The following is a 25,698-nucleotide window of genomic DNA, read 5'->3' as shown; positions in this document are numbered from 1 at the left end:
CCCGAGGCAAAAAAGGCAGTGAAGAAGACCACCAAGAAAGCGGTCGCGGAAAAGGCGCCCGCCAAGAAAGTGGCCCCGAAAAAGATCGTCAAGAAGCCCACGGCGAAAAAGGCTGGCGTGAAGAAGCCTGTCGCGAAGGTGGCAGCTCCGAAGAAGTCCGTCGCCAAGACGCCTGCTCCGAAGAAGCCCGTCGCGAAGGCACCTGCTGCCAAGAAGTCCGTCGCAAAGGCGACAGCTCCGAAGAAGTCAGCCGCCAGGACGCCTGCTCCGAAGAAGCCCGTCGCAAAGGCGACAGCTCCAAAGAAGCCCATCGCGAAGGCACCTGCTGCGAAGAAGCCGGTCGCTAAGACGGCAGCTCCAAAGAAGTCCGCCGTGAAGGCGCCCGCTGCGAAGAAACCCGTCGCTAAGGCGCCTGCTCCGAAGAAACCCGTCGCGAAAAAGCCCGTCGCAAAAAAGAAGGCAGCCGAGAATACTCCAGCCCCGGCGATCGAGGTGGCCGCGCCTGAGATCGAACAGGCGCCCGCGCCGGTAGTGGATGCGGATGAGCCAGTAGCCGTTGCACCCGAGCCGGTTGTTGAAGCCACAGAGCCCGAACCGGTCGTGGAAGCCGCTCTGCCCGCGCCAACCTATGATGACCCTCTCATCAACCGCATCGTCACCTCGCTGGAAGACGATAAGGCCGAAGAGATTTCCGTGATCCCGCTGGATGGCCGTTCCTCGCTCTGTGACGCGATCGTGGTGGCCTCGGGCCGCTCTTCGCGCCATGTCGCCGCGATTGCCGAGCATCTCGCGCGCCGTCTGAAGGAAGCTGGTTACGGCACCCGCCCGCTTTCGGGCGCACAGCAAGGCGATTGGGTGCTGGTCGATGCCGGTGACGTGATCGTCCATATCTTCCGCCCGGAAGTGCGTGACTATTACGACCTCGAAGGCATGTGGAGCGTGGAAGAGCCCAAGCGCGGCCGGGCCGCCAGCTAAGGCGACAAGGCTATGCGACTGACCATTCTGGCTGTTGGGTTTTCACGCGGAACGGCGGAAGGCACGCTGACCGAGGACTTCATCCATCGCGCGGCGATGATGGGTCGAAATATGGGCTTTCCCGCCGTGACGGTGGAAGAAGTCTCGGTCTCCAAGCACCGCGAGGTGCAAAAGCGCATGGCCGAAGAGGCGGAAAAGCTCTGCGGACGCGTGCCGCAGGGCGCCCATGTCATCCTGCTCGATGCCAAGGGCAAGGGCATGACCTCTGAGGATTTCGCCGAGATGCTGGGAGCCTTGCGCGATGCGGGCACCAAGGATCTCTGCTTCATCATCGGCGGGCCGGATGGACTTGGCACCCTCAACGGCATCCGGGCGGGGCGCAGCCTCGCTTTCGGGCCACAAACCTGGCCGCATCTGATGGTGCGCGCGATGCTTTCCGAGCAGGTCTATCGCGCCCTCACCATCCTAGCCGGCCACCCCTATCACCGGGCCTAGGACAACTGCATCTAAGGGCTTTAGGCTATGGTTGCGAATCGCAACCAAGTCTTAACCACTTGCTGCAATGCTCCTGTGGCTAACTGGGCGAGACGCATGGAAATCAACGGCTCCGGCAAGATCGACCGCACCAACGCCACCCGCAAGACCTCCAAAGGGCCTTCGCAGGCGGGCGGTAGCTTTTCCTTGTCTTCCACGGCGCCGCAGGAGGAAGTGCATGCCTCCATGGTGGCCGGTCCTGGCCCTATCGCGGCGCTCGATTCCATCCTGGCGCTGCAACAGGTCGAAGATTCCACGGAAGGCCGTTCGCGCGGCCTGAAGCATGGCGAGCAGATCCTCGATATGCTGGATGAAGTGCGCGACGGCTTGCTGGCGGGCGGTATTCCGCGCGCCACGCTGAATAAGCTCGCCAATGTCGTCTCGCGCCGCCATGAGCAGTTCGCCGATCCGCGCCTGCAAAGCGTGCTGGACGAAATCGAGCTTCGTGCCCATGTCGAGCTTGCCAAGCTTGAGATGCTGGACGCGCGCGTCGCGTAATTGCGCCGCCAGACCTACCAAATCCCTGGGACCAGCCGGTACGGCGTTTCGCTGGCGTATTCGGCGTAGCCTTGAAGCTCCTGATGCAAGGCCGCGTCCTCACGCGCGGTGCGCCAGACAAAGAGCAGGCTCATCAGCCCTGCAGGAACAAACGCCCAAGCCGAGCCGGTGATCAGCGCCGCCGCCGGGAAGCCCAGAAGGGTTCCGGTATACATAGGGTGCCGCAGATAGCGGTAAGGCCCAGTGGTAATGACCCGTTGCTCCTCCCCAATGCGCACCGAGGCTTCGGCATGGGCGTTGACCATAAGCGCCGCGGTGGTGAGCGCCGCGCCGAGAAGAAGCAGCACGACGCCCGGATATACCGCCACAAAGGACAGCATGCTGTGGCCGCGCCCGGCATCTGCACCTGCGACCAGCGGCAGCGCCGACACCAGCGGCAGAAAGAGCGCGTAGAAGAGCTTGTCGAAAGCTTTGGTGTCTTTGCGAAGGGTTTTGCGGCGCGCTTCCAACAAAGCGGGGTTCTTCGCACGCACGATCAGGCTGCCGAGGACCGCGGTGCCGACAAAAAGCCCGGCATATATCCAGCCACGGGTCCAAGAGACATTGCCCGCGCCCACAAAGACGAGCCCGGCATAGACCGACGAGCCCAAGGCCGACCGGAGAATGGAAGCGGCCCCTCGCGCCATGACACACCTCGCGCAAAACGTGCACAGCCAATGTAAACCGGGATCAGCGCGCGCGAAGGGACCGATTGTCTCACGCCATCCTTTGCCGCCGCCGCTGTGTCTAAAATGGCGGGATTAGGCGGGGTTCGGTGTCTTAGCCAGTAGCCCCTTCAACACGAGACCAAACATGCTCCGTTCGCGCCTGGCCTGTTGCGCCTTTCTCGCCCTTACCGCCCTGCCCGCCTTCGCCGCGGAGGATGGCCAGTTCCAATGGAAATCCACCGCGCCGCTGATCCTGCCCAAGCCGGACGCAGCCCATGCCTCGCTGGCGCTGAAGGACCCCACGGTGGTTTTCGCGAACGGCAAATTCCATGTCTTCGCCACCACGCCCTCGGAGAAAGGCGGCTGGGAGATGGCCTATTTGAGCTTCACCGATTGGGCGAAGGCGAACGACGCGCCGATCACCTATCTCAACACCAGCAAGATTGGCCCGGGCTATCATTGCGCGCCGCAGGTTTTCTATTTCGCGCCGCAGAAGCTTTGGTATCTCGTCTATCAAGGCAATGGTGCGATGTATTCCACCACCAGCAATATCGATGACCCGATGTCGTGGAGCGCGCCAAAAACCTTCTTCTCCAAAATGCCCGACACGGTGAAGGACGCCATTGGTAAAGGCTATTGGCTGGATTTCTGGAACATCTGCGACGAGAAGAATTGCTATCTTTTCGGCGCCGATGATAACGGCCACATCTTCCGCTCCAAAACGACGCTCGCCGATTTTCCCAATGGCTATGACAAGGAGACGGTGATCGCCGCCGCCGAGCCCAACAAGGCGGACCTTTTTGAAGCGGCGATGATCTATAAGATCAAAGGCACGGAAAAATACCTTGCCGCAGTGGAAGCGATGGGGCCGAAAGGGCGCTATTTCCGCTCCTGGACGCTGGATAAGCTTGATAGCGAATGGAAGCCCTTGGCGGCGAAGCTGGACGACGCCTTTGCCAGCGCGCTGAATGTGCGCTTCGACGGCGCGCCAAGTTCGGAAGGCGTCTCGCATGGTGAGCTGATCCGCACTAACGCCGACCAGACGCCGGAAGTCGATTTCTGCAAGCCGCTGCAATTCCTTTATCAGGCGCTGGAGCCCAATGCGCCCGAGAAGAACTACCTGAAACTGCCCTATCGCCTGTCGCTGCTGACCGCCACCAAACAGCCCGACCTCGGCTTGTGCGCGGCGAAGAAATAGAGGCCTTTGCCCTGTGGATACGAAAAAGGCCCGGGAAACCGGGCCTTTTTGCTGAGGCATGCCATTTGACAGGCATTTCCGCCTGAAATATAAATTTCAGGCGTTTTTGCCTGAAATTATGTGCCCAAAAGAGCTGCCGCGCCCAAGGTCCACGCCGTTCTTACCGGCGATATAGTTGGCTCGACCAAACTCAAGCCGGCTGCAATGGCGCGCGTGCGGCAGAGCGTCCAAGACTCCGTTCGCGAGACTGTTCGCGCCTTTGTTCTGCGTAACGACCCTATTACGCGCGGCGCCGAATTCTTTCAGGGCGATTCCTGGCAGGTTCTGCTGGGCGACCCATCCAATGCGCTGCGCTTGGCCCTGCTTATCCAGGCAAGCCTGCTTGTAGAAGCCAATGCCGAAACCAGAACGTCGATAGGCATCGGAAGTATCGAGAGCATCGAGCAAACCTCCGCCATCTCAACCGGGGAAGCGTTCACTCTGTCGGGACGGGCGCTTGAGGAGATGAGCGGGGCCGACCGGCTTACGGGTGCCCTGTCCGACAACGGCGACGAGACCTTCGCACTTTGGTTTCCGGCCATCTTGCACCTTTGTAGCCGCCTCTCGCGCAAATGGTCCCGCCGCCAAGCCGAGGTAATGCGGCTTTGGCTGCTGCTCCCCATGCCGACTTATGAGAAAATCTCCGATAATCTCGGGATCACCGTTCAGTCGGTCGGGGATGTTCTCTCAAGCGCCAACCTGCCTGCACTGCGAGAAGCCTTGGAACTGTTTGCCCGGACGAATTGGCAGCACATTGCAGCGCCTCGGCAGGAAGGATACGCATGATGGCGGACACGCTTCTGGCGCTGGTCGCGGCGCATCTGATTGCGGATTTTCCGGCGCAGGGTGAATGGCTGTTACGGCGAAAGAAAAACCCGCTCTATCTTCTTCTGCACATCGCCATTGTTATCGCGGCGGCCATTCTTGTTCTGGGTGCAGCGCCCTGGCCGCTTCTGGCGATTTTGGCGGGTACGCATCTCGTCATGGATGCGCTGAAAGTGCATGTCTTAAAGGATACGCTGGCGAGTTTCCTGATCGACCAATTCGTGCACCTGGCGGTGATCTTGGGGCTTGGCTTTCTTTATCCTGATGCTTTCGCCAATGGCTTCTGGGCGCGCCAAGATTGGCTTTCGCACTATCAAGCCCTTTTATGCCTGATCGCCGGAACCATTTTAAGCCTTCATACCGGCGCCATCCTCATCAAGAAGATCACGGCGCCGTTCGTTACTGAAATCGGCCAGGAGATTCAGGGCCTTTCCCATGGCGGCACCTATATCGGCTGTCTGGAACGTGCCCTGGTAATGCTTCTGATGCTGATCAATCAGCCCGCAGGGGTGGGCTTTCTCATCACCGCCAAATCCATCCTGCGCTTTGGCGATGTGAAGGAATCGGCGCAGCGTAAGCTCACCGAATACATCATCATCGGCACCTTCCTGAGCTTCGGCTGGGGGCTGTTGGTGGCCGCGTTGACGCAAGTGGCGCTAGCGCATTGGGCGCCATAGCTCCAAAACAAAATGGCCGCCTTTCGGCGGCCATGTGCTTTCTCGTCCCAAGATGGCCGGGTTCTGGCTTCGCCTGCGGCTACGCCAAGACAAGCGAACCCGGCCATGACGAGAGGGATTATACCTCGAGCAGCAGGCGCTGCGGGTCTTCGATGGCTTCCTTGACCTTGACCAGGAAGGTCACGGCTTCCTTGCCGTCGACGATGCGGTGATCGTAGCTGAGGGCGACGTACATCATCGGGCGGATGACGATGTTGTTGCCATCGGCGACCGGGCGCGGCTGGATCTTGTGCATGCCGAGAATACCGGACTGCGGCGAGTTCAGGATCGGCGTCGACATCAGGCTACCGAAAGTGCCGCCATTGGTGATGGAGAAGGTGCCGCCTTGCAGCTCTTCGATCTTGAGCTTGCCATCGCGGGCGCGCTTGCCGAAATCGGCGATGCCCGCTTCGACACCGGCGAGCGAAAGCTGATCGGCATCGCGCAGCGCCGGAACCACCAGGCCCTTATCGGTCGAAACCGCCACGCCGATATCATAGTAGTTCTTGTAGACGATATCGTCGCCTTCGATCTCGGCATTGATGGAGGGAATTTCCTTCAGCGCGGAGACCACGGCCTTCACGAAGAAGCCCATGAAGCCGAGCTTCACCTTATGCTTCTTCTCGAACTGATCCTTGTAGGCGGTGCGCAGCGCCATCACATGACTCATATCGATCTCGTTAAAGGTCGTGAGCTGAGCGGCAGTATTCTGCGATTCCTTGAGGCGCAGGGCGATGGTTTTGCGCAGGCGCGTCATCGCCACGCGTTCTTCGCGATCGGCCTTGGGGCGCGGACCAGAAGAGACCTGTGTCACGGGGGCGGAGCTGCGCTCGCGGGCGCGCGCTTCCAATTCGGCCAAAACATCGCCCTTGGTGACGCGGCCATCGCGGCCCGAACCCTTGACGCTTTCAGCGGGGATGCCGGCGTCTTCCGCGACGCGGCGGGCGGCCGGCATGACTTGCGGGGTGGGAGCTAAGGGCGCCGGAGCGGGCGCGGGTGGCGGGGTCACCGGCACTTTCAGCGCGGGACCTTCCTGCGGCTTGGCGACGACGGCATCGGGATTGGACGAGGTGACGGGGGCATGCGTGCCCTTGGCGCCTTCGGCAATAGCGCCGAGCACCGTGCCGACCTGCACCGTGTCGCCAGCCTTCACCGCGATGGATTCGATGGCGCCATCGGCAGGGGCGGGCACTTCCACCGTGACCTTGTCGGTTTCCAGTTCGAGCAGCGGCTCGTCACGCGTGACCGCATCGCCCTCTTTCTTGAACCAACGTGCGACGGTTGCCTCGGTGACCGATTCACCCATCGCCGGAACTTTGATCTCGATGCTCATTGCTCGTCCTCGATACGGATTTTGAGATCGAACCGCATGGCTTCTTCCATAATGTACTGCAGTTCGGCTGTATGTTGACTCATCAGACCGGCCGCCGTGGAGGCGTATTCAGGCCGCCCGATGTACCGCGGACGCACGCGCCGCCCCAGCTTTTCCATAAGATACTCGATTCGGTGACGCACGAAGAACCAGGCGCCCTGATTGCGCGGTTCTTCCTGCACCCACACGATTTCGGCGTTCGGGAAGCGCTCCAGCTCCTGGCCCAAGGGACCTTCCGGGAAAGGATAGAGCTGTTCCAACCGCAGCATCTGGACATGCGGCTCGTTATATTTCTCGCGCGCTTCCATGAGGTCGAAATAGACCTTGCCGGAGCACAGGATCACCCGCTTGATCTGATCGTCGGGCGCGAGCTGCACCGTGGTGGCGCCGGGCACGCATTCGGCCTGATCGCGGAAGACACGGTGGAAGCTGGTGCCGGTTTCGAGATCGGAGAGGAACGAGACGCAGCGCTTGTGGCGCAGCAAGGATTTCGGCGTCATCAGGATCAAGGGCTTCCTGAAAGGACGTACGATCTGGCGGCGCAGCACATGGAAATAGTTGGCGGGCGTGGTCGGATTGCAGACCTGCCAATTATCCTGCGCGGAGAGTTGCAGATAGCGCTCCAGACGAGCGGAGGAATGTTCCGGCCCCTGGCCTTCATAGCCATGCGGCAGAAGCATCACGAGGCCCGACATGCGCAGCCATTTCATTTCACCGGAAGCGATGAACTGATCGATCAGCACTTGGGCGCCATTGGCGAAGTCGCCGAATTGGGCTTCCCAGAGCACCAGCGCGCGCGGCTCGGCGGTGGAATAGCCATATTCGAAACCGAGCACGGCATTTTCCGAAAGCAGCGAGTCGATCACCTCGAACTCGGCCTGATCCTTGGAGATATTGGCGAGCGGGATATAACGGTTTTCCGTATCCTGATCGACCAGCACCGAATGGCGCTGAGAGAAGGTGCCACGGCCGCAATCCTGGCCCGAGAGGCGCACCGGCGTGCCTTCGCGCACCAGCGTGCCGAAAGCGAGCGCTTCGGCGGTCGCCCAATCAATGCCCTCGCCCGTCTCGAACATGCGCGCTTTGTTCTGCATCTGGCGCACGATGGTCTTATGGGCGTTAAAGCCTTCGGGGATCGTGGAGAGCGTTTTGCCGACATCGAGCAGGGCGTATTTATCGACCCCGGTCTCGCCGCGCTTATAGGATTTTGGCGCCTGCTCGAAACCCAGCCAATAGCTCGACAGCCAGTCGGCTCGGTCAGGCACATGGGATTTGGAGGCTTCGAACTCATCATCCAGGCGTTTGTTGAAGTCATCCACCATATGCTGGACTTCACCTTGGGCCATGGTCGATTCCGAGACCAGCTTCTGGGCGTAGAGTTCCAGCGTCGAGGGATGATCCTTGATGGCGCGATACATCAGCGGCTGGGTGAAGGACGGCTCGTCCGTCTCGTTGTGACCGAACCTGCGATAGCAGTACATGTCGATCACGACGTCCTTGTGGAAGAGCTGGCGGAACTCGGTGGCGATGCGCGCGACATGCACTACCGCTTCGGGATCATCGCCATTCACGTGGAAGATCGGGGCCTGCACCATCAAGGCTATATCGGTGCAATAGCTCGACGAGCGCGAGAATTGCGGCGAGGTGGTGAAACCGATCTGGTTGTTGATAACGAAATGAATGGTGCCACCGGTGCGATAGCCCTTGATGCCCGACATGGCGAAGCATTCAGCGACAATGCCCTGGCCCGCGAAGGCCGCATCGCCATGCAGCAGCATGGGCAGCACGCTGGAACGGACCTGGGTGTCGTTGTTGCGGGTCTGCTTGGCGCGCGCCTTGCCGAGTACCACCGGGTCCGCGGCTTCCAAATGCGACGGGTTCGGGGTCAGCGACAGATGGACCAGATTGCCGTCGAAATCGCGATCCGAGGAGGCGCCGAGGTGGTACTTCACGTCGCCCGAAACTTCGAGCCCGATAGGATTGGCCGAGCCGCCACGGAATTCGTGGAAGATCTGGCGATAGGGCTTGGCGAGAAGATTGGCGAGCACATTGAGGCGGCCGCGATGGGCCATGCCGATGACGATGTCCTTCACGCCGAGCTGGCCGCCGCGCTTAATGATCTGTTCCAGCGCAGGCATCATCGCCTCGCCGCCGTCCAGACCGAAACGCTTGGTGCCGAGGAAGCGCAGGGCGCAGAACTTCTCGAAGCCTTCCGCCTCGATCAGCTTGTTCAAGATGGCGCGCTTGCCCGCGGGGGTGAAATGCACCTCCATCTCGGGGCCTTCGATGCGACGCTGCAGCCAATCCTTCTGTTCGGCATCATGGATATGGGTGAACTCATAGCCGATGCGGCCGCAATAGATGCGCTGGAGCCGCGAAGCGACTTCACGCGGCGTTGCCGATTGCAGGCCCAAGACGCCGTCCATGAAAACCGGCGTATCGAGATCTGACTCTTTGAAGCCGTGGAATTTGGGATCGAGCTGCGGAACCGGCGCCTTTTCGGAAAGCTTGAGCGGATCGAGATCCGCCGCGAAATGACCGAGGACGCGATAGGCGCGCACCAACTGGATCATCCGCACCGACTGCTGGGCAGCGAGGCGCACATCCTCAGCCGAGGCCTTGCCGCCAGGGCTTGCCGCCACCGCGCCGGAATCTTGCGCGCGCTGTGCCCAAGAGGGAGAAGACGGACCGGTTGGCCCCTCCAGCCCGGCGAAATACCGCGCCCAGGAGGGATCGACCGAGTTTGGGTCGTCCAGATATTGGGCGTAAAGGGATTCGACAAATTCGGCATTGCCGCCGAATAGGAAGGCGGTTTCCTCGAAGATGGCGTTGGACGCCCGGGAAATCCGTTCTGGGGAGCTTTGGCTGGTCATGTGGGGGAGTACGCCGAAGAGTTTAGAACCATTCGAATTGGTGGGTTTACCCCAATCCGAAGCCGAAGACCATGCTTTCCCGTCAGTGTATAGTTGCCAACGGTAACAGGCCGTAAATCGCCTGGATTGCGAGGAATTTTCAAATGAAGCGGCTTTATTCCCTGGATGCGATCCGGGGCTTGGCAGCGCTGACCATCGTGATTTGGCATTGGCAGCACTTTTTCGCGCTTTCCGGCCATTGGCAGACGGTGTGGAGCCGCGATTGGCAGCCGCTTTATCGCGTGCTGGAGCCGCTCTATCTGGAAGCCTGGGCGGCGGTGGATCTGTTCTTCGCGCTTTCCGGCTTTGTCTTCTTCTGGCTTTACGGCCAGGCCATCCGCGAGGGCAAGGTCAAGCCCGGCCATTTCGCGCTGCTGCGCTTCTCGCGCCTCTGGCCGCTGCATGCCTTGATGCTGGTGACCATCACGGTCTTGCAGGCGCTCTTCCACGCCAAGACCGGTGTTGATTTCATCTTCCCGGCGGAAGGCTGGGACCGCTTCGCTGCTCACGCCTTGATGCTGCATCAATGGCTGCCGCCGACCATCGAGCAAACCTTCAACGGCCCGTCCTGGACGGTTTCCATCGAGGCGGGGCTTTATGTGCTGTTCTTCTTGCTGTGTCGCGCGGGTTTCAATGGCTGGCGCGTAGCGGTTCTGGTGGCACTCTGCGGGGTGTTTCTGTTCAGTTGGAACTGGTTCATTGCCCGCGGCCTGATGGGCTTTTTCCTGGGCGGAGCGGCCTATTATGCGGTCGAGAAAATCCGCCTGATGAAAGCGGCCAAAACCATTTCGGCGGCGATCTGCCTGTTCACGCTCGCCTTGTGGGCGCTGGTGGTGGTGGAGATCGAATGGGGCCCGCTGCACAATCTGATTATCTATGTCACCGACCGCCTGCCCGATGACGCCTACGACAACGAATTCACCGACCGCTATTTCCATATCGCCTACATCCTGACCGTGATCCCGATCAGTGTGGTGGCGCTGGCGCTGAGCGAGGTCGTGCTGGGCCTCTTCCCGACCTTCTATCGGAAAGCCACCCATCTCGGCGACATCAGCTATGGGGTTTATATGCTGCATTTCCCGCTGCAGACGGCTTGTGCGCTCGTCGCTGTGACTGTGGGGCTGCAACCTTCGTTCTTTATGCAAGGCTGGGTGATGCTCGCCTTTTATGCGGTGCTGTTGAGCCTTGCATGGCTTTCCTACACATATTTCGAAAAGCCGATGCAAAAGCTCATCCGCAAACTGGTTGAAAAGCCCGAAAGTCCAAAGACTGCTCACTAACTTTTTCCGTCATGGCCGCCCTTGGCGCGTAGCAACAGCGTGCGCGCGCCAATCCAGACTTCACGATGGATGGCCGGGTCGAGCCCGGCCATGACGAAAGAAGATATGGGGCGCATTGCCAAATCAGAGCCCCTTAAGCACTTCCAGCATGGTGGTGCCGAGAGCGGCCGGATTGGGCGACACGCGGATGCCCGCGGACTTCATCGCCTCGATCTTGGACTCCGCACCGCCCTTGCCGCCCGAAATGATCGCGCCGGCATGACCCATGCGGCGGCCCGGAGGGGCGGTGACACCGGCGATGAAGCCGACCATCGGCTTTTTCACCTTGTTGTGCTTGATGAAATCGGCCGCGTCTTCTTCCGCGGAACCACCGATTTCACCGATCATGATGATGCTTTCGGTTTCGGGGTCGGCGAGCAGCATTTCGAGCACATCGATATGCTCGGTGCCTTTCACCGGATCGCCGCCGATGCCGACGCAGGTGGACTGCCCAAGCCCCGCCGCCGTGGTCTGGGCCACCGCTTCATAAGTGAGCGTGCCGGAGCGCGAAACGATACCGACCGAACCGCGGCGATGAATGTGGCCCGGCATGATGCCGATCTTGCATTCATCCGGTGTGATCACGCCCGGGCAGTTCGGCCCAATGAGGCGGGATTTGGAGCCCGTCAGCACGCGCTTCACCTTCACCATGTCGAGCACCGGAATGCCTTCGGTGATGCAGACGATGAGCGGGATCTCCGCGTCGATGGCTTCCAGGATCGCATCCGCCGCAAACGGCGGCGGCACGTAGATCACGCTGGCATCGGCGCCCGTGGCTTCGCGCGCTTCCTTCACCGTATCGAAAACGGGAAGCCCCAAATGGGTGGTGCCGCCTTTGCCGGGTGTGGTGCCGCCGACCATCTTGGTGCCATAAGCAATGGCCTGTTCGGAATGGAAAGTGCCCTGATTGCCGGTGAAGCCCTGGCAAATGACCTTGGTGTTCTTATCGACGAGAATGGACATTATTGAGCTTCCTTCACGGCCTTCACGATCTTTTCGGCGCCATCGGCGAGGTTGTCGCCCGACACGATGGGCAGGCCGGATTCGGCCAGGATCTTCTTGCCAAGATCGACATTGGTGCCTTCCAAGCGCACCACCAGCGGCACGGAGAGCTGCACTTCACGCGCGGCGGCGACGATGCCTTCCGCGATGATGTCGCATTTCATGATGCCGCCGAAAATATTGACCAGAATGCCTTTCACATTGGGATCGGAGAGAATGATCTTGAAGGCCGCGGTGACCTTTTCCTTGGTGGCGCCGCCGCCGACATCGAGGAAGTTGGCCGGCTCACCACCAAAGAGCTTGATGATGTCCATGGTCGCCATGGCAAGGCCCGCGCCATTGACCATGCAGCCGATGGAGCCATCGAGCTTGATGTAGGAAAGATCGTAACGCGAGGCTTCGATTTCGGTCGCTTCTTCCTCGCCGAGATCGCGCAGCTCGCGCACATCGGCATGGCGATAGAGCGCGTTGTCGTCGAAATTCACTTTCGCATCGAGACAGACGAGCTTGCCATCCTTGGTCACCACGAGCGGGTTGATTTCGAGCAGGCTCATATCCTTGGCGACGAAGGCGTCATAGATGCTCTTCACCAGCGCCACGCATTGCTTGATCTGGTCGCCGCCCTTCAGCTTCAGGGCCGCAGCGATCTCAACACCCAAATACGAGGCATAGCCCGCCGCCGGATCGACCGTGAAGGTCGCGATCTTCTCGGGCGTGTTATGGGCCACCTCTTCGATGTCCATGCCGCCTTCGGTCGAGACGATGAAGGAAATGCGCGAGGTGGCGCGGTCTACCAGGGCGGAGAGATAAAGCTCGCGGTCGATGGCCGAACCGTCTTCAATATAAAGGCGCTTCACTTCGCGACCCTGGGGGCCGGTCTGATGGGTGACGAGCGTCATGCCAAGCATGCGGCGCGCTTCGGTCTCAACATCAGCAATGGATTTGACGACTTTGACGCCGCCGCCCTTGCCGCGACCGCCCGCATGAATCTGAGCCTTCACCACCCAGACCGGGCCGGGCAGTTCCTTGGCTTTGGCGACCGCTTCCTCAGCGGAGAAAGCGGCTTTCCCCAAGGGAACGGGCGCCCCGAAATTGCGCAGGATTTCTTTGGCTTGATACTCGTGGATGTTCATGAGGAGCCCTTGGGAATGGCGCGATGCGCGAAAGACGCGCGACGTGTTGTCCACAATAGCAGCCGAATTTCGCGGCGCAACAATTTGGAGCCGTTCAAAAGGGGAATGAGCCTTGCGTTTCCGGAAGGCCAGCGCTGTCACAATTGATGACAGCGTTGTCCGTCCCTTGCGGGAGAGGCGATTTATTTATTCCGTCGGTTTGACGACAAACTTGCCGATCAACGCCGCGACGGTCAGCGCAAGGCCGATGGCGATGCCGAGCCATTTGCCCGCGGTGGCTTCCATCGCGAAAGAGGCGAGCGCATTGGTGGGGGTGTGGGTCAGCATATAAACGCTGAGGCTGTTTTCGATTGCGTCGCACAACGCCGCCGCGATGGGGGCGAGCGAGAGGCGAATCATCAGACGGCGCAGATTGCCCTTTGCCGGGGCGAAACGGTCCAGCGCCACCAGCGCCCCGCAGAAGAGCGCGGCGCCATAAAGTGGCATGAAAAGGAAATCGAGCCCGAAGAGAAAGCCCACCAGCGCCATATCGGGCGGACGGATCCAATGGTCCATCATCAGCCGCAGATCATAGCCCGAGCCGACGAACTGCATCGAGGCTGTCCCGAAGCCGGTCTTGGCCTTGAGCACGCCATCCAATAGGTAGAGAACGATACCCATCACCACCGCCAAGGCGCTCAGCCAGGCCCAGCTCACCGTCAGGGCTTTTCTGCTAAGTTTCATGGCGATCCTCTCAATAGGCGCGTCTTGCTCGACTGGTTGTACAACTTTCATTGGATCAAGGAAGGCCAGGCAGCGCGTTCGTCGCAGGCCTTTTTCGGCGGGCTTGAAAGCCTGATGACCCGTCACGGTCTCAAGGCCATCATCAACCTGCGCGGGGAAAACGCCGATCTTTCCTGGTGGCGCTATGAGCGCGCTGTTTGCGCGCGCATCGGGGCTACGCATTTGGATGCGCAGATGTCCTCCCGCCACCTGCCCTTGCCCACCATGCTGGCCCGGCTGGTCGAATGTTTTGAAACCGCGCCGCGGCCCTTCCTTCTCAAATGTTCCGGCGGGCATGACCGCACCGCGCTCGGCGCAGCCCTGTTTCTCATTCACGACGAAGGCTGGCAGGCATTGGATAAAGCCGTGGCGCAATTCGATGCCCGCCTTTACGGCCACAAGCCGAAGAAACATCAGCATTGGCTGAAGCCGTTTCTTGCCTTTGCCGCGGAAGACGCAAAAGGCGCGCCGCTATCGGCCTGGATTAAGGAGCACTATCGCGCCGAAGCGCTCGCCGCCTGGTTATCCGCCCACGGATTATCAGACAGCCATAAAGGCATCTTCGAAAAGCCCGTGCGCAGCCCGTTTCAATTGTAGGAACCCCAAAACGACAGACGCCCGGTCGGGGGGGCCAACCGGGCGTCGTTTGCGCCGTTACGCGCGAGTGCCGGGAGGGGATGACCGACACTGCTGTGAAGAGGGACCCGGCTTGCGAGCGGGGGGGCAGTGCGTTGCCGGGCGCCATCTCTTCACAAGAGATAACTTATGCAAATGGGCCACAGTTTTCAAGTTTTTTCTTTGTGGCGCACGTAGATAACAAATTTTAAATGGACAGTGGCAATTCCGTCACGCTGCGGAAATCAGCCGTTTGCAGCGGCGATTCGCTTGCTCACTTGATACAGCCATGCGTCAGAGATGCCTGGCGCATGCTTAATTCGCTCCAACATTACCACGTCGGGCTTCGGGGTGAATACGTAGGAGAACGCATCCCGCACCGTCACACTCTCGGTGCAAACGAGGCGCGTAAGCGCGCCGCGTGACGGTGCTTCACCTTCCTGAACGACACGGAAATACCAGCCGCAGCGGCCTGAAAGAGTCATCGCGGCAGGGATTTCGGGGCGGCCGGTATACATCGCGAGCTTGAAGCAGGGCGCGCGCGGCTGACTCACTTCCAGGATCACATCGCCCCAGGAAAACCGGTCTCCGAGATATACATTTGTCTCATCAACTTCGCCGAGGGTGAGATTTTCGCCGAATAATCCGGGCCGGCAGGCGAGTCGTTTCTCGTTTTCCCACCACGGCCAGTTCAGAGCGGGGTAGGCATAGACCGCTTTATCGGCACCGCCATGATTTTCGAGATCGGCTTGGCCATCGCCGCGAATGCCCGTTGCAGTAACAAAAACGTGTTCTTCGGTGACGGGCTGTTTATCGAAACCCGACAGAACCTCTTCCCCGCGCCAAACCCCGAGCGGCTTCGGCTGTCCAATCGCGAGCGAAAGAATGGGGACGTTCATCAGCGCAAAGTCTCCGCAAAATGCTGCCACAGCTTGCGCGAAACAGCATCCTCTGCCCAGCGCCATTCTGGATGCCATTGCACCGCGAGGAGAAAACCCTGCGGGTTCTTCAGGCTGACAGCCTCGATCTGACCATCCGGCGCATGTGCTTCTTCCCGCAACGGCGGTGCCAAGCGATCAATGCCTTGGCCGTGCAGCGAATTGACGGCGAAGGTTTTTGTTTCGAGAAGCCCATCAAGCATCCCGCCCTTGGTGACGGTGACGTCATGGGACGGCCCCCATTGCACCTCTTCCGGCATCTTCGGGTCCTCACGATGATCCATGCGGCCAGGGACTTCCTGAACCTGCTGATACAGTGTGCCACCGAGCGCGACGTTCAATTCCTGCAAGCCCCGGCAAATGCAAAAGCTTGGCACCATGGCCTCGATGGCCGCACGGATCAGATTCAGGGTGAGGCGGTCGCGATACTTATCTTCGTTTTTGGGCTCACGCGCAGGCGGGCCACCGTAATGCAGTGGTTCGACATTGGAGGGCGAGCCGGTGAACAAAAGCCCATCCACGCTGGCGAATATGTCATCTGCATCAAGCGGGGTATCAAGCACCGGAATGAGCAGCGGCAAGGCGCCCGCGCCATCGCGCACCGTAGTGATATATTGCTCCAGCACCAGATGGACATCCTCGTCATCGATCCTGCGGCGGTCGCAGATCAGGCCGACAACGGGACGCGCCATGGCGCTCACTCCTTAATCCCTGGATTTGATGCCCACAGCCGGTTTGGCGTCGCGCAGCACAAAAAGCTGATCGCTAATCGAACCGCCGTCTTGCAGATTACGCACCGCCACCGTGGTGGGCAGGCCCTGATCGTCAATGATGGTCCATTGGCGCAGTGCCAGCGGGCTTTCCGAGAAGGTGATGGCGATATTTGCCTTAGTGCGCTTGGTGGCGGTGCGCGCTTCCACTATGATATTTCCATCGCGATGCTGCACCGCAAGGATGGCGTCGTTCTTGCGCAGATCGATCTTGTCGCCCAAGAGCAGATCGAGCGGTGTCGACGAAAGCGGGTAGCGATCCACCGTCTTCAGCTTACTGTTGAAGACCCCCACAGTCCGGCCATCGGAGACGACCAGAAGCGGGCTTGGCGGGCGGTATTCGAAGCGAATCTTGCCGGGCTTTACGAGATAGAACTTGCCCTGATCCATACCGCCATTGGGGGCGATCTGGACGAAATCGCCCTGCAAGCTGCGTGTCCCGTTCAGGTAGTCGCTGATCTTATCGAGGGTGGCGCGGTCTTCGGCGGAGAATTCGATATGGCGCGGCGGCGGGGCTTGTCCGGCCCCCATGCCTGCAACCAGAGCTGTAGCTAAAACCAGGATTTTGGCGATACGGCGCATATCCCCTCTTAGCGCTCCATTGCGGCGGAAGGAAGGGCAGTTTCCCGTGGAGCCCCAGCACCTTGGGGCGATAGAGTAGCTCACCGACCGACTCGTCCCTTAAGGTTTTGACATGTCCGCACCTTCCAAAGCCGCAGCTTACGAAAAGATAGGCGTGATCGGGGCCGGCGCGTGGGGAACCTCGCTGGCACTGACCGCTGCGCGCGCAGGCCGCAAGGTCTCACTCTGGGCGCGCGAGCCCGAGGTGGTGGAGGCGATCCGCAAGACCGGCGAGAACGGAATATTCCTGCCCGGCATCGCCCTGCCCGAGAACATCACCGCAACCGGCGATCTGGCCGAAGCGGTTTCGGGCGCGGGCGCGCTTCTGATGGTGCCCCCGGCGCAGCATTTGCGCAGCGCCCTTTCCGCGGTCGCCGCCGTTGCCGCGAAGGGAACGCCACTGGTGGTCTGCGCCAAGGGCATTGAGCGCGGCACTGGCAAGATCGTCACCGAAGTGATCGCCGAAGCCGCGCCCGGCTTTGAACCCGCGATTCTTTCCGGCCCTTCTTTCGCACGCGATTCCGCCGTGGGACTACCCACCGCCGTCACCACCGCTGCGCGGATGGATATCGCCGAGCGTCTCCAAGCGAGCCTTTCGCATGCCACCTTCCGCCCCTATGCCAGCGATGATCTGGTCGGCGTGGCGCTGGGTGGAGCGGCGAAGAACGTCTATGCCATCGCCACCGGCATCGTGGATGGCATGGGACTTGGCGAAAGCGCCCGGGCCGCCCTCTTGGCCCGCAGCTTTGCCGAGCTGACCCGCCTTGGCATCGCGCTGGGTGCACGCTCTGAAACCTTGATGGGGCTGTCTGGGCTTGGAGATTTAGTCCTCACCGCCACCAGCCCGACCTCGCGCAATTTCCATTTCGGCCAGGAGGTCGGGCGCGGGCGGTCCATCGCGAGCTTACGCGAACCCGGAAAACCGCTGGCGGAAGGGGTTGAGACCGCGCCTGCCCTCGTCACCCGCGCCGCAGCCGAAAAGATCGAACTGCCCATCGCCGAAACCGTCGCGAATGTGCTTTCCGGCGCCTTGCCGCTCGATGGCGCCATTGTGCGGCTGATGACACGGCCGCTGAAGAGCGAATAGTTTTCCTCCCGCGCTTTCAGGCGGGATTTTCTCAGGAGCGTAAAATGGCTTTGTTTATGTTTATCGCCTTCGACAAGAAGCTGGGCGGCGCGGAAGTTCGCGCAGCGACGCGGCCCAAACATGTCGAGTACACCAAGTCGAACGGCAAGGTGAAATTCGGCGGCCCCTTCACCGGCCCCGATGACTCCATGATCGGCAGCTTCTCCATCATTGAAGCCGCTGACTACGAAGAAGCCGCCGCCTATGTGAAGAACGATCCCTATAATCAGGCCGGTCTCTTCGAACGCCAGGAACTGCATCCCTGGAAGCTGACCATCAACACGTTTGAAACGGTCTAGAAATAGAGGGCTCATGCTTTTCGTTGTCACCGCGATCGACAAGAAAGACAGCCTCGATCTGCGCCTTGCCACCCGCGAGGCGCATTTCGCTTTCGCCCGCGATACCGGGCGCATCAAGCTGGGCGGGCCGTTTCTCAACGCAAAAGGCGAGATGGCCGGCAGCATGATGGTGATCGAGGCGCCCGATCTCGAAACCGCCGAGGCTTGGCATATGGAAGATCCTTATGTGAAAGCCGGGCTGTTTGAATCGAGCGACATCCGCCCCTGGAAGCCGGCGCTCAATGCGGTCGGTGCAGATTTCGGAGGGGTGTGATGGCCTATTGGCTGTTCAAGACCGAGCCTTCCACCTGGTCCTGGGAGGATCAGAAGAAGAAAGGCGCCAAGGGCGAGCCTTGGAGCGGCGTGCGCAATTACCAAGCCGCCAACAATATGAAAGCGATGAAGAAGGGCGATCGCGGCTTCTTCTACCACTCGGTGGATGAGAAGCGGATCGTCGGCATCGTGGAAGTGATTGGACTTTACCGCCCCGACCCCACCGACGAGAAAGGCAAGTTCGGCCTGGTCGATGTGAAGGCCGTCGCCGACGTGAAAACGCCGGTGGGCCTTGCCGAGATCAAAGAGATGCCGGAGCTGGCCGAGATGGTGCTGGTGAAAAACTCCCGCCTCTCGGTGCAGCCTGTGACCGACAAGGAATGGGCCATCATCTGCAAGATGGCGGGGGTAGCTTAGATTTCACCCTCCCTTAAAGGGAGGGTGAAAAGGGAATATTACTGCTGCGGGGCTGGCTGTTGCTGAGCGCCCTGCTGCGGACCATGCATGCTGCCGGAATTATCGACCGCGGTTTCGGTGTCCATGGTTCCTTCGCCAGGCTGCTGCGCGGCCTGACCCGTAGCCGGAGCACCGCTCACCGAAGGCGCACCCGCCTGCTGCTGCTGCTGCTGACCTTCGGTGGCGGCAAGCGCTTCGTCGGTTTCACCCGGAGGGATTTCACGGACCTGATAGGTGGTCATGCCATCGGCACGGGCGACGCTATAAAGCGCCACGCAGGAATTCTGTTTCTTGAGATCGCGGCACTTCTTATGCTCGCTATCCTCTTTCTTGACGTCCGCCAGAAGGGTGTAGGTGTCGCCACCCGCCGTGGCGCCGCAGGATTTGCGGTTCTTCACATCGGTCGACTTGGCCGATCCGGAGAGCTCCGCGCTCGGCGAGATGACGCCGTAATCCTTGGCCTGCTTCAGCGTGGCGTAGCAGATGTCATGGCTGGAGGGGCCAAACACCCCGCCGAAATAGAGCCCGGCAGCCACCGCAGCCACGGCCACAACACCGCCACCAACCCAGACCCGCTTATCGGATTTGAGCGTATCGATGAGGGAGGCGGATTTGGCGGGGGGCGTAGCGTCGGACACCGGAAAAACACCTTGTTTGAGACCCACCCCTGCGGCAGGGGCTTGAGGCTATGGTTCATATCGCCAAACGGGGCGCTCTACCAGCCTTCTTGAAGGGACAGAGGGCCGCCTTAAGCGGTTAACCGGCCAAAGATTTCTCAAGTTTAAGCTTTCCGGGGCCGCGGCTAGAGTTTCTTCCTGCGGTTGACCGTATAGGGAATATAGCCCGCTTTCTCATAAACCGCCGCGGCGCGGGTATTCTGGGCGAGATGGCCGATCCGGATAACGCTGTGGCCCTTGCTCCGCGCCCAGGCCTCGCAAGCCTCAATCAAGGCCCGTCCGGCGCCCAGCCCCCGCGCGCCCTCGTCCACATAAAGCTCGCAAATCTGCGCCGAGAGCCGCTCCTCGGGAATGACATAGGGCGGGGCCTCTGATTCGATCACGATCACCCAACCGACCGGCTTGCCGCCCGCCTCGGCCAGGAACATCACGCCCTTTTCGTCGAGTTTCATCAGATCGGCGAACTGGTCCTCGCCATAGGCGGGATCGAGACGGCGGTCATATTCGAATTCGGCCTCATAGCGCTGCAGACCCCAGACGAATTCCAACAGCGCGGGCTTGTCCTCCGGCAGACGCACGGGGCGCACGGTCACCATGTCTGAATTCTCCTCGCCTTCTTCACGCCCCCATATCGGGGAAATCGCGGCAAAGCGCAAAGGTCAGATCGGGGGCGCCTCGCCCGGCGGCCTCTTGGTTGGGGTGATCCTCACCACCGTATATTGCAGCTGCGACCGGTCCGAACGCGTGACCCGCCCTGCCATGCGCAAGACGCCATAGCCCTCGGGCAGCATATCCTTCATCGTCACCACCAGACGCTTGGTCTTGTCGGAAACGACATCCAGGCTGAACGGATAGGAGGTGAAGCTCGAATGCACGCCCTCGCCGAGGCTGACCCGCAAACCGGCTCCGTAGGGATCAAAGTTGAAATTCGCGCAGGTTTTTCCGTCGCTAGATCCGCCTTCGTCCGTGACCAGCGCTTTCGGCCAGCACAGGGCAAAATGCAAAAGCCCGAAAGGCTTATTGAAGAGGCCGCCACTGCGATAATCATAGGTGAGGCGCAGTTCGGCCGCGGGAATCTTTGCCTGCTCCAGAGGCTCAGCTTTCAGGTGGATAGGCTTCCAAGTGCCGTTCTCCACCCCGAGAATCTCATAGGGTGTGCGTGTGCGGTTGGGCGCTTGGTCGAAGACGACCTCAGAATCGAAGGTCCCGTCGAAATCGCTATCGCGCAGACAAACGCCCGCATCGTGGAAGGCAGCCACAAAGGACTGCAAAAGCACAGCAGCCAAAATGTTGGTATCGCTGGCGACTGCGGTGCAATACATCTCGCCGGTCTTGTCGCGTGCCACCACAAAGAGGGTGCCCGCGGGCAGCGTGAATTCCACCTCTTTGCTCTCACCCTGGCGCAAAAAACGCACTGCATGCGGCTCGGTGAGCTGCACCGCCTTCAGCGAACGCACCTCCTGATGATAGATCACACCATCGGGTGCAACAGGGCCCTCGGCCAATTCAGGGGTGCTGATCTGCACCGGAAAATACACGCTCGAAACCAGCCGGTTTTCCGCTTGGGCTTGTGCTGCGAACGCAATAAGCGCCAGCACCGCGGCACACATGAAAGGCCGAATAAGCGCCATGACCGATGATCCCCAACCCCGGCAAACGATACTCCCCGGAAAATCGCACGCACGCCCTACAAATTGTCACATAGCAATCCCGTTTACCATGCGCGAGCAGATCAGAATTTCTCTTCGCCTTCCTGGCGCCCCGCATCGGGGAAATCGCGATAAAGCGCAAAGGTGAGATTGGCGGCAAAGCGATTGACCGCGAAGTGCAAGGATTCGACCGGCTCGGCACGCGAAGAGACATGCTGGAAGGCGGCATCGAGCTGAGCGAGATCGCGCGTTTCGACCACACAGTGAAATTCGCCCATTTCCTTAGGCCCCAGACCTAGCTTGCGGCGCGTGAGTCGCCAGCCTTCGATCAGCCCGCGCTCTTTGAGATGGCCCATATAGCGGGCCACCCCACGCGCCACATCGAGGTCATTCGCCCCCGGCTTCAGATCGAAAAAGATATGATAGTGGTCCAAGGCCATTCTCCGGTTTCATCACCCTAGCACAAGCGCGCGCAGACCACGAAAAACCCCGCCGCCAGCATCCCGGCAGCGGGGCATTGATGTGTATAGGCAGGGCCTCAGCGGTTGGACAACTGAAAGGGATTGCCGTCTGGGTCGCGCCCGTCGCAAAGATGAAAGTCACCCAGTTTCACCTTTCCGAGTTTGACGCCGCGCCCGACCAGGGTGGTGCGGAGCGCTTCGACATCCTTGACGTGGAAAACCAGCTTCGGTCCTTTCTTACCCGGCGAGGATGGCCCGGAGTGCAGCGCGATGGTGAGACCACCTGCATCGAACTCGCGCCAGCCCTTTTCGTCTGTGACCTGCTTGAGCCCCATCACATCGCGATAGAACTCGGTCATCTTTTCCATCTGCGCCGTGAACAAAATCACCCGCGCGAGTTTCAGCTTCATCCGGTTGCTCTCAGTTCTTTATGCTGCGCGCAACATCACGCGGCCGAAAGCGGCAGGCGTTTGGCCCGTACGGGCTTCAAGGGAACCATGGAGAGTTCCTCATCGGTTTCATCCCGCATAGGCAGAAGGCGCTTCTTCACCTCCTGGCAATAGGGAATGTATCCCGCCTTCTGATAAGCGCGGAATGCCCCTTCATTGCGGGTGAGTAGATCGATGCGCATCGTGGCGTAGCCATTTTCCATCGCCCAGTTTTCGCAGGCGCGGATGAGTTTCTGCCCGGAGCCGCTACCCCGCCCCTCTTCACTGATGTAGAGCTCAGCAAGATAGGCATAGCAACGTTCGTCGGCGCGGATGAAAGCTTCGCTGACTTGTTCGTGGACGACCGCCCAGCCGATGGTCTTTACGCTGCCATCAGGAGCAGTTTCGTCGGCCATGAAAATCGCACCGCGTTCAGTGCTCTCGAGGAGATACGCGAAGTATTCCTCGGCCATGGCGTGATCGATAAGGTGGTTGGGTTCAAGATTGGATTCAAAGCGCTGTAGCGCGACGATGAAGTCAAGGATCACCGGCTTGTCTTCAGGCAAGCGGGCCTTGCGGATGGTACACACGACGATCGCATCTCCGGGCCATCATGGCGGATGGTCACCCAGTTCCTCGCAAGGTAGTGGCGCGGAAGAGGGCCCATCGCTTTGCTGATTGCGATGGTCAGAGCTTAGCGGGGCCAGGTGAAAGGCCGCAAGGCGGGGAAAAATATAAAATTTTTGAGACAAAATATACGCCGCATCTGCGGCAAGCACTGCAAGCCCTTGAAGGTAATGATCAAACTTCAGCTTTCCGCGTCCGGCTCATTGGCAAAGACGCGTTCGATGCGGCGATCTGGGATGAACCAAACAAGAGCCACCAGCGCATAGAAGCATTGCGCGAGCCACGGTGCGGCGAAGGCCACCGCGATACCGGCGACGTACAGCGCAATGGAACCATACCCCTTGATATTGGTCCCGACCGCGCGTGCCAGAAGCGAACCCTTGCCCTCATTGCGGATGATGCGCCATTCCAAAATCGTATAAGCGATGGCCGAGGCCAGCATCATCGCGCCATAAAGCGCGGTTGGGATCGAGGAGTTGTGATGCTCGCCCATCCAGGCCGTGGTGAAGGGCAGCAGCGATAGCCAAAAAAGCAGATGCAGATTGGCCCAGAGAATTCCGCCCGTCACCTTGCGTACGGTATGCAGGAGATGGTGATGGTTGTTCCAATAGATGCCGATATAGAGAAAGCTGAGAAGATAATTCAGCAGCTTTGGTGTGAGCGCCTGTAGCGCCTCCAACGTGTCGCCATGCGGTTCGGGCAATTCCAGCACCATGATGGTGAGGATGATGGCGAGCACGCCATCACTAAAGGCTTCCAGACGTGATTTTCCCATTTTGCCCTCACGATGCGCGGAAGATCATCGCCAATCCGAGGCGCGATTGCGAGCGGTAAGACGCTCAAACGCGCTTGATGAAATCGACAAAGGCCCGTAATGGGGCAGGCAAATGCTTGCGGCCGGGATAATAGAGATAAGGCCCCGAAAACTCCTGCCACCAAGGCTTCAAGACCGGCACCAAAGCCCCGCTTTCCAGATATGGGCGCAGCCATTCCTCAAAAAGATGAATGACCCCAAGCCCAGCTATCGCAGCGTCCACGGCAAGATCGGCGGCTGCCCCCAGCCGCACGATCAAGGGGCCTTTGGGTTCGACCAGCACCACCTCGCCCTTCTTCTCGAATTCCCAAGGCGGGATCACGCCGCTGGCGAACTGGCCCCGCAAACAAATATGCGAAAGCAAATCGCGCGGATGCTCCGGCAAGGCGTGTCCGGCGAGATAAGACGGCGCCGCCGCAGTTGCCATACGCTGGCGTCGCGGACCGATGGGAATGGCGATCATGTCCTTCTCGAGACGCTCGTCATAACGGATGCCCGCATCGCAGCCCTCGGCGAGAATATCGACAAAGCCGTCTTCGACGATCACCTCCAAAGTGATGTCGGGATAAGCATTCAGAAAAGCCGGCACGATAGAGGGCAGCACCAGTCGCGAAGCGCTGGCCGGCACGTTGAGTTTCAGCGTTCCCGCCGGGCGGTCGCGGAAGGCGTTGACGACATCGAGCGCCCCTTCGATTTCGCGCAGCGCCGGGCCTAGCCTTTCGAGCAGCCTTTGCCCAGCCTCGGTGGGCGATATGCTGCGGGTGGTACGGTTGATCAGGCGAACGCCTAAGCGGGATTCCAGGCGGCGCACCGCTTCGCTGAGGCCAGAGGCAGAAACCCCACCCAGCCGCGCCGCATCACGAAACCCGCCCGCCCGGACCACCGAGACAAAGGCCGCCAGATCGTTCCAATCCATTGTTCGAAATTTCGTACAACACATCCGGATTATGCCGACTTATCGTTCAGTGGCAAAGCCCCCATATGCCTGAGGCATCCTTGGAGAACCCGATATGAGCGATATTTCGAGCGCCGGAACGTTCCGTTTGGGAGACAGAACCGTGAACCGCATGGGCTACGGCACCATGCAACTGGCCGGGCCGGGTGTGTTTGGGCCGCCCAAGGACCGCGCCGGAGCAGTGGCCGTGCTGCGCAAAGCCGTGGAACGTGGTGTCAACCACATCGACACCAGCGACTTTTACGGTCCGCATGTGACCAATCAGATCATCAAGGAGGCACTTCATCCGTATACGAATGACCTTGTGATCGTGACAAAGCTGGGGGCAAAGCGCGGCGCAGATGGCGCCTGGTTCCCCGCGGCGGGACGCGAGGATCTGATTGCGGGCGTGCATGACAATCTTCGCAATCTCGGGCTCGACGTGCTGGAGGTCGTGAATTTCCGGATCATGGGCGACATTCACGCCCCGAGCGAAGGCTCCATCGCGGAACCCTTCAGTGTGCTTGCCGATTTGCAGCACCAAGGGCTGATCCGCCATCTTGGGCTCAGCAATGCCACCGCTGCGCAGGTGGACGAAGCGCGCCGCATTGCCCCGGTCGTGTGTGTGCAAAACCAGTACAACCTCGTCCATCGCGCGGATGAAGCGCTGATCGGCAAGCTTGGCGCAGAGAACATCGCCTATGTGCCGTTTTTCCCGCTGGGCGGATTCTCACCGCTGCAATCAGACGCGCTGAATAAGATCGCCGCCGAGATCGGAGCAACACCGATGCAGGTGGCGCTGGCCTGGCTGTTACAGCACGCGCCGAACCTCTTGCTGATCCCAGGGACCTCTTCGCTGGGGCATTTGGACGAAAATCTCGCCGCGGCTGCGTTGAAACTGCCGCCGGACGTGATCACGCGGCTGGATGCCGTCGCCGAAGGCAAGCAGCAGTAGAAGCTGCACAAGCGATAAAGCTGT

General features: G+C 60.2%; 30 protein-coding genes. 13 read left to right on the top strand and 17 right to left on the bottom strand.

The annotated features are described in order from the left end of the window. Nucleotides 1-18: 18 nt before the first annotated feature. From rsfS to FHS83_RS09835, 3 genes are all read left to right on the top strand, one after another. The gene (rsfS, locus tag FHS83_RS19775) at nucleotides 19-975 is read left to right on the top strand and encodes a ribosome silencing factor (RefSeq protein WP_341801554.1); all 957 of its coding nucleotides are present in this window, start codon (nucleotides 19-21) and stop codon (nucleotides 973-975) included. A gap of 12 nt (nucleotides 976-987) precedes the next feature. Beyond that, entirely contained in the window at nucleotides 988-1,470 is a 483-nt protein-coding gene (rlmH, locus tag FHS83_RS09840; RefSeq protein ID WP_167082794.1) for a 23S rRNA (pseudouridine(1915)-N(3))-methyltransferase RlmH, read from the top strand. A 96-nt stretch (nucleotides 1,471-1,566) separates the two neighbouring features. Next, on the top strand, nucleotides 1,567-2,007 hold the full coding sequence (locus tag FHS83_RS09835; protein WP_167082793.1) for a flagellar assembly protein FliX: 441 nt from the start codon (nucleotides 1,567-1,569) through the stop codon (nucleotides 2,005-2,007). 14 nt (nucleotides 2,008-2,021) lie between these two features. Here the strand turns inward: FHS83_RS09835 and FHS83_RS09830 are convergent, their stop codons facing one another. Next, the gene (locus FHS83_RS09830) at nucleotides 2,022-2,693 is read right to left on the bottom strand and encodes a methyltransferase family protein (RefSeq protein WP_167082792.1); all 672 of its coding nucleotides are present in this window, start codon (nucleotides 2,691-2,693) and stop codon (nucleotides 2,022-2,024) included. A 166-nt stretch (nucleotides 2,694-2,859) separates the two neighbouring features. On the opposite strand from FHS83_RS09830, the gene FHS83_RS09825 reads away from it, so the two are divergent. The 3 genes from FHS83_RS09825 to FHS83_RS09815 all read left to right on the top strand — a co-directional run bounded on the left by FHS83_RS09825 (nucleotide 2,860) and on the right by FHS83_RS09815 (nucleotide 5,453). Beyond that, nucleotides 2,860-3,912 carry a glycoside hydrolase family 62 protein gene (locus FHS83_RS09825; protein ID WP_167082791.1) on the top strand — a complete coding sequence of 351 codons (1,053 nt, stop codon included), beginning with the start codon at nucleotides 2,860-2,862 and terminating at the stop codon, nucleotides 3,910-3,912. Between the two features lie 204 nt (nucleotides 3,913-4,116). Next, the gene (locus tag FHS83_RS09820) at nucleotides 4,117-4,737 is read left to right on the top strand and encodes a hypothetical protein (RefSeq protein ID WP_167082790.1); all 621 of its coding nucleotides are present in this window, start codon (nucleotides 4,117-4,119) and stop codon (nucleotides 4,735-4,737) included. Further along, nucleotides 4,734-5,453, top strand: coding sequence for a DUF3307 domain-containing protein (locus tag FHS83_RS09815; protein WP_167082789.1), 720 nt, complete (start codon nucleotides 4,734-4,736; stop codon nucleotides 5,451-5,453). Before FHS83_RS09820 ends, FHS83_RS09815 begins: the two co-directional genes overlap by 4 nt. Before the next feature lie 118 nt (nucleotides 5,454-5,571). Here FHS83_RS09815 and odhB read toward each other — a convergent pair whose 3' ends face one another. Both odhB and FHS83_RS09805 read right to left on the bottom strand, forming a co-directional pair. After that, entirely contained in the window at nucleotides 5,572-6,825 is a 1,254-nt protein-coding gene (gene odhB, locus FHS83_RS09810; protein ID WP_167082788.1) for a 2-oxoglutarate dehydrogenase complex dihydrolipoyllysine-residue succinyltransferase, read from the bottom strand. Beyond that, a complete protein-coding gene (locus tag FHS83_RS09805) occupies nucleotides 6,822-9,737 on the bottom strand; it encodes a 2-oxoglutarate dehydrogenase E1 component (protein WP_167082787.1) in 2,916 nt (971 codons plus the stop codon). Before FHS83_RS09805 ends, odhB begins: the two co-directional genes overlap by 4 nt. Nucleotides 9,738-9,880: 143 nt before the next feature. On the opposite strand from FHS83_RS09805, the gene FHS83_RS09800 reads away from it, so the two are divergent. Further along, nucleotides 9,881-11,056, top strand: a complete 1,176-nt coding sequence (locus tag FHS83_RS09800) for an acyltransferase family protein (RefSeq protein WP_167082786.1) — start codon at nucleotides 9,881-9,883, stop codon at nucleotides 11,054-11,056. 123 nt (nucleotides 11,057-11,179) lie between these two features. Here the strand turns inward: FHS83_RS09800 and sucD are convergent, their stop codons facing one another. The 3 genes from sucD to FHS83_RS09785 all read right to left on the bottom strand — a co-directional run bounded on the left by sucD (nucleotide 11,180) and on the right by FHS83_RS09785 (nucleotide 13,953). Further along, complete coding sequence (gene sucD, locus FHS83_RS09795) at nucleotides 11,180-12,058, bottom strand: succinate--CoA ligase subunit alpha (protein WP_167082785.1); 879 nt, start codon at nucleotides 12,056-12,058, stop codon at nucleotides 11,180-11,182. Next, a complete protein-coding gene (gene sucC / locus FHS83_RS09790) occupies nucleotides 12,058-13,230 on the bottom strand; it encodes an ADP-forming succinate--CoA ligase subunit beta (protein WP_167082784.1) in 1,173 nt (390 codons plus the stop codon). The genes sucD and sucC overlap by 1 nt, the downstream gene beginning before the upstream one ends. Before the next feature lie 186 nt (nucleotides 13,231-13,416). Next, nucleotides 13,417-13,953 (bottom strand): hypothetical protein, encoded by a 537-nt coding sequence (locus FHS83_RS09785; protein ID WP_167082783.1) that lies wholly within the window; start codon nucleotides 13,951-13,953, stop codon nucleotides 13,417-13,419. Nucleotides 13,954-13,977: 24 nt separating this feature from the next. On the opposite strand from FHS83_RS09785, the gene FHS83_RS09780 reads away from it, so the two are divergent. Next, a complete protein-coding gene (locus tag FHS83_RS09780; RefSeq protein WP_167082782.1) occupies nucleotides 13,978-14,589 on the top strand; it encodes a dual specificity protein phosphatase family protein in 612 nt (203 codons plus the stop codon). 263 nt (nucleotides 14,590-14,852) lie between these two features. Here FHS83_RS09780 and FHS83_RS09775 read toward each other — a convergent pair whose 3' ends face one another. The 3 genes from FHS83_RS09775 to FHS83_RS09765 are packed head-to-tail and all read right to left on the bottom strand — an operon-like array spanning nucleotide 14,853 to nucleotide 16,897. Next, complete coding sequence (locus FHS83_RS09775) at nucleotides 14,853-15,506, bottom strand: MOSC domain-containing protein (protein ID WP_167082781.1); 654 nt, start codon at nucleotides 15,504-15,506, stop codon at nucleotides 14,853-14,855. After that, nucleotides 15,506-16,246, bottom strand: a complete 741-nt coding sequence (locus FHS83_RS09770; protein ID WP_167082780.1) for a gamma-glutamyl-gamma-aminobutyrate hydrolase family protein — start codon at nucleotides 16,244-16,246, stop codon at nucleotides 15,506-15,508. The genes FHS83_RS09775 and FHS83_RS09770 overlap by 1 nt, the downstream gene beginning before the upstream one ends. A gap of 3 nt (nucleotides 16,247-16,249) precedes the next feature. Then, the gene (locus FHS83_RS09765) at nucleotides 16,250-16,897 is read right to left on the bottom strand and encodes a LolA family protein (protein WP_167082779.1); all 648 of its coding nucleotides are present in this window, start codon (nucleotides 16,895-16,897) and stop codon (nucleotides 16,250-16,252) included. 112 nt (nucleotides 16,898-17,009) lie between these two features. Here FHS83_RS09765 and FHS83_RS09760 point away from each other — a divergent pair, with 112 nt between their 5' ends. The 4 genes from FHS83_RS09760 to FHS83_RS09745 are packed head-to-tail and all read left to right on the top strand — an operon-like array spanning nucleotide 17,010 to nucleotide 19,090. Next, nucleotides 17,010-18,023 (top strand): NAD(P)H-dependent glycerol-3-phosphate dehydrogenase, encoded by a 1,014-nt coding sequence (locus tag FHS83_RS09760; RefSeq protein ID WP_167082778.1) that lies wholly within the window; start codon nucleotides 17,010-17,012, stop codon nucleotides 18,021-18,023. A 44-nt stretch (nucleotides 18,024-18,067) separates the two neighbouring features. After that, nucleotides 18,068-18,361, top strand: a complete 294-nt coding sequence (locus FHS83_RS09755) for a YciI family protein (protein ID WP_167082777.1) — start codon at nucleotides 18,068-18,070, stop codon at nucleotides 18,359-18,361. Nucleotides 18,362-18,374: 13 nt separating this feature from the next. Beyond that, nucleotides 18,375-18,674, top strand: coding sequence for a YciI family protein (locus tag FHS83_RS09750; protein ID WP_167082776.1), 300 nt, complete (start codon nucleotides 18,375-18,377; stop codon nucleotides 18,672-18,674). Beyond that, nucleotides 18,674-19,090 (top strand): EVE domain-containing protein, encoded by a 417-nt coding sequence (locus tag FHS83_RS09745; protein WP_167082775.1) that lies wholly within the window; start codon nucleotides 18,674-18,676, stop codon nucleotides 19,088-19,090. Before FHS83_RS09750 ends, FHS83_RS09745 begins: the two co-directional genes overlap by 1 nt. 38 nt (nucleotides 19,091-19,128) lie before the next feature. Here the strand turns inward: FHS83_RS09745 and FHS83_RS09740 are convergent, their stop codons facing one another. The 8 genes from FHS83_RS09740 to FHS83_RS09705 all read right to left on the bottom strand — a co-directional run bounded on the left by FHS83_RS09740 (nucleotide 19,129) and on the right by FHS83_RS09705 (nucleotide 24,701). Beyond that, nucleotides 19,129-19,767 carry a hypothetical protein gene (locus tag FHS83_RS09740; protein WP_167082774.1) on the bottom strand — a complete coding sequence of 213 codons (639 nt, stop codon included), beginning with the start codon at nucleotides 19,765-19,767 and terminating at the stop codon, nucleotides 19,129-19,131. A 164-nt stretch (nucleotides 19,768-19,931) separates the two neighbouring features. Next, complete coding sequence (locus tag FHS83_RS09735) at nucleotides 19,932-20,402, bottom strand: GNAT family N-acetyltransferase (protein ID WP_167082773.1); 471 nt, start codon at nucleotides 20,400-20,402, stop codon at nucleotides 19,932-19,934. A gap of 63 nt (nucleotides 20,403-20,465) precedes the next feature. Continuing rightward, complete coding sequence (locus tag FHS83_RS09730) at nucleotides 20,466-21,437, bottom strand: hypothetical protein (protein ID WP_167082772.1); 972 nt, start codon at nucleotides 21,435-21,437, stop codon at nucleotides 20,466-20,468. Nucleotides 21,438-21,538: 101 nt separating this feature from the next. Next, a complete protein-coding gene (locus FHS83_RS09725; protein ID WP_344098533.1) occupies nucleotides 21,539-21,895 on the bottom strand; it encodes a DUF6614 family protein in 357 nt (118 codons plus the stop codon). Nucleotides 21,896-21,993: 98 nt separating this feature from the next. After that, nucleotides 21,994-22,326, bottom strand: a complete 333-nt coding sequence (locus FHS83_RS09720; RefSeq protein WP_167082770.1) for a VOC family protein — start codon at nucleotides 22,324-22,326, stop codon at nucleotides 21,994-21,996. Between the two features lie 35 nt (nucleotides 22,327-22,361). Continuing rightward, nucleotides 22,362-22,934, bottom strand: a complete 573-nt coding sequence (locus FHS83_RS09715) for a GNAT family N-acetyltransferase (RefSeq protein WP_167082769.1) — start codon at nucleotides 22,932-22,934, stop codon at nucleotides 22,362-22,364. A gap of 218 nt (nucleotides 22,935-23,152) precedes the next feature. After that, a complete protein-coding gene (locus tag FHS83_RS09710) occupies nucleotides 23,153-23,746 on the bottom strand; it encodes a TMEM175 family protein (RefSeq protein WP_167082768.1) in 594 nt (197 codons plus the stop codon). Nucleotides 23,747-23,810: 64 nt separating this feature from the next. Continuing rightward, nucleotides 23,811-24,701 (bottom strand): LysR family transcriptional regulator, encoded by an 891-nt coding sequence (locus FHS83_RS09705; protein WP_167082767.1) that lies wholly within the window; start codon nucleotides 24,699-24,701, stop codon nucleotides 23,811-23,813. A 94-nt stretch (nucleotides 24,702-24,795) separates the two neighbouring features. On the opposite strand from FHS83_RS09705, the gene FHS83_RS09700 reads away from it, so the two are divergent. Next, on the top strand, nucleotides 24,796-25,674 hold the full coding sequence (locus FHS83_RS09700) for an aldo/keto reductase family oxidoreductase (RefSeq protein ID WP_167082766.1): 879 nt from the start codon (nucleotides 24,796-24,798) through the stop codon (nucleotides 25,672-25,674). Nucleotides 25,675-25,698: the final 24 nt, after the last annotated feature.

The sequence above is a fragment of the Rhizomicrobium palustre genome (genome assembly GCF_011761565.1).
Lineage (GTDB): Bacteria > Pseudomonadota > Alphaproteobacteria > Micropepsales > Micropepsaceae > Rhizomicrobium > Rhizomicrobium palustre.
Note: the sequence above shows the minus strand (reverse complement) of the source record. Positions and strands in the feature narration are given on the sequence as shown.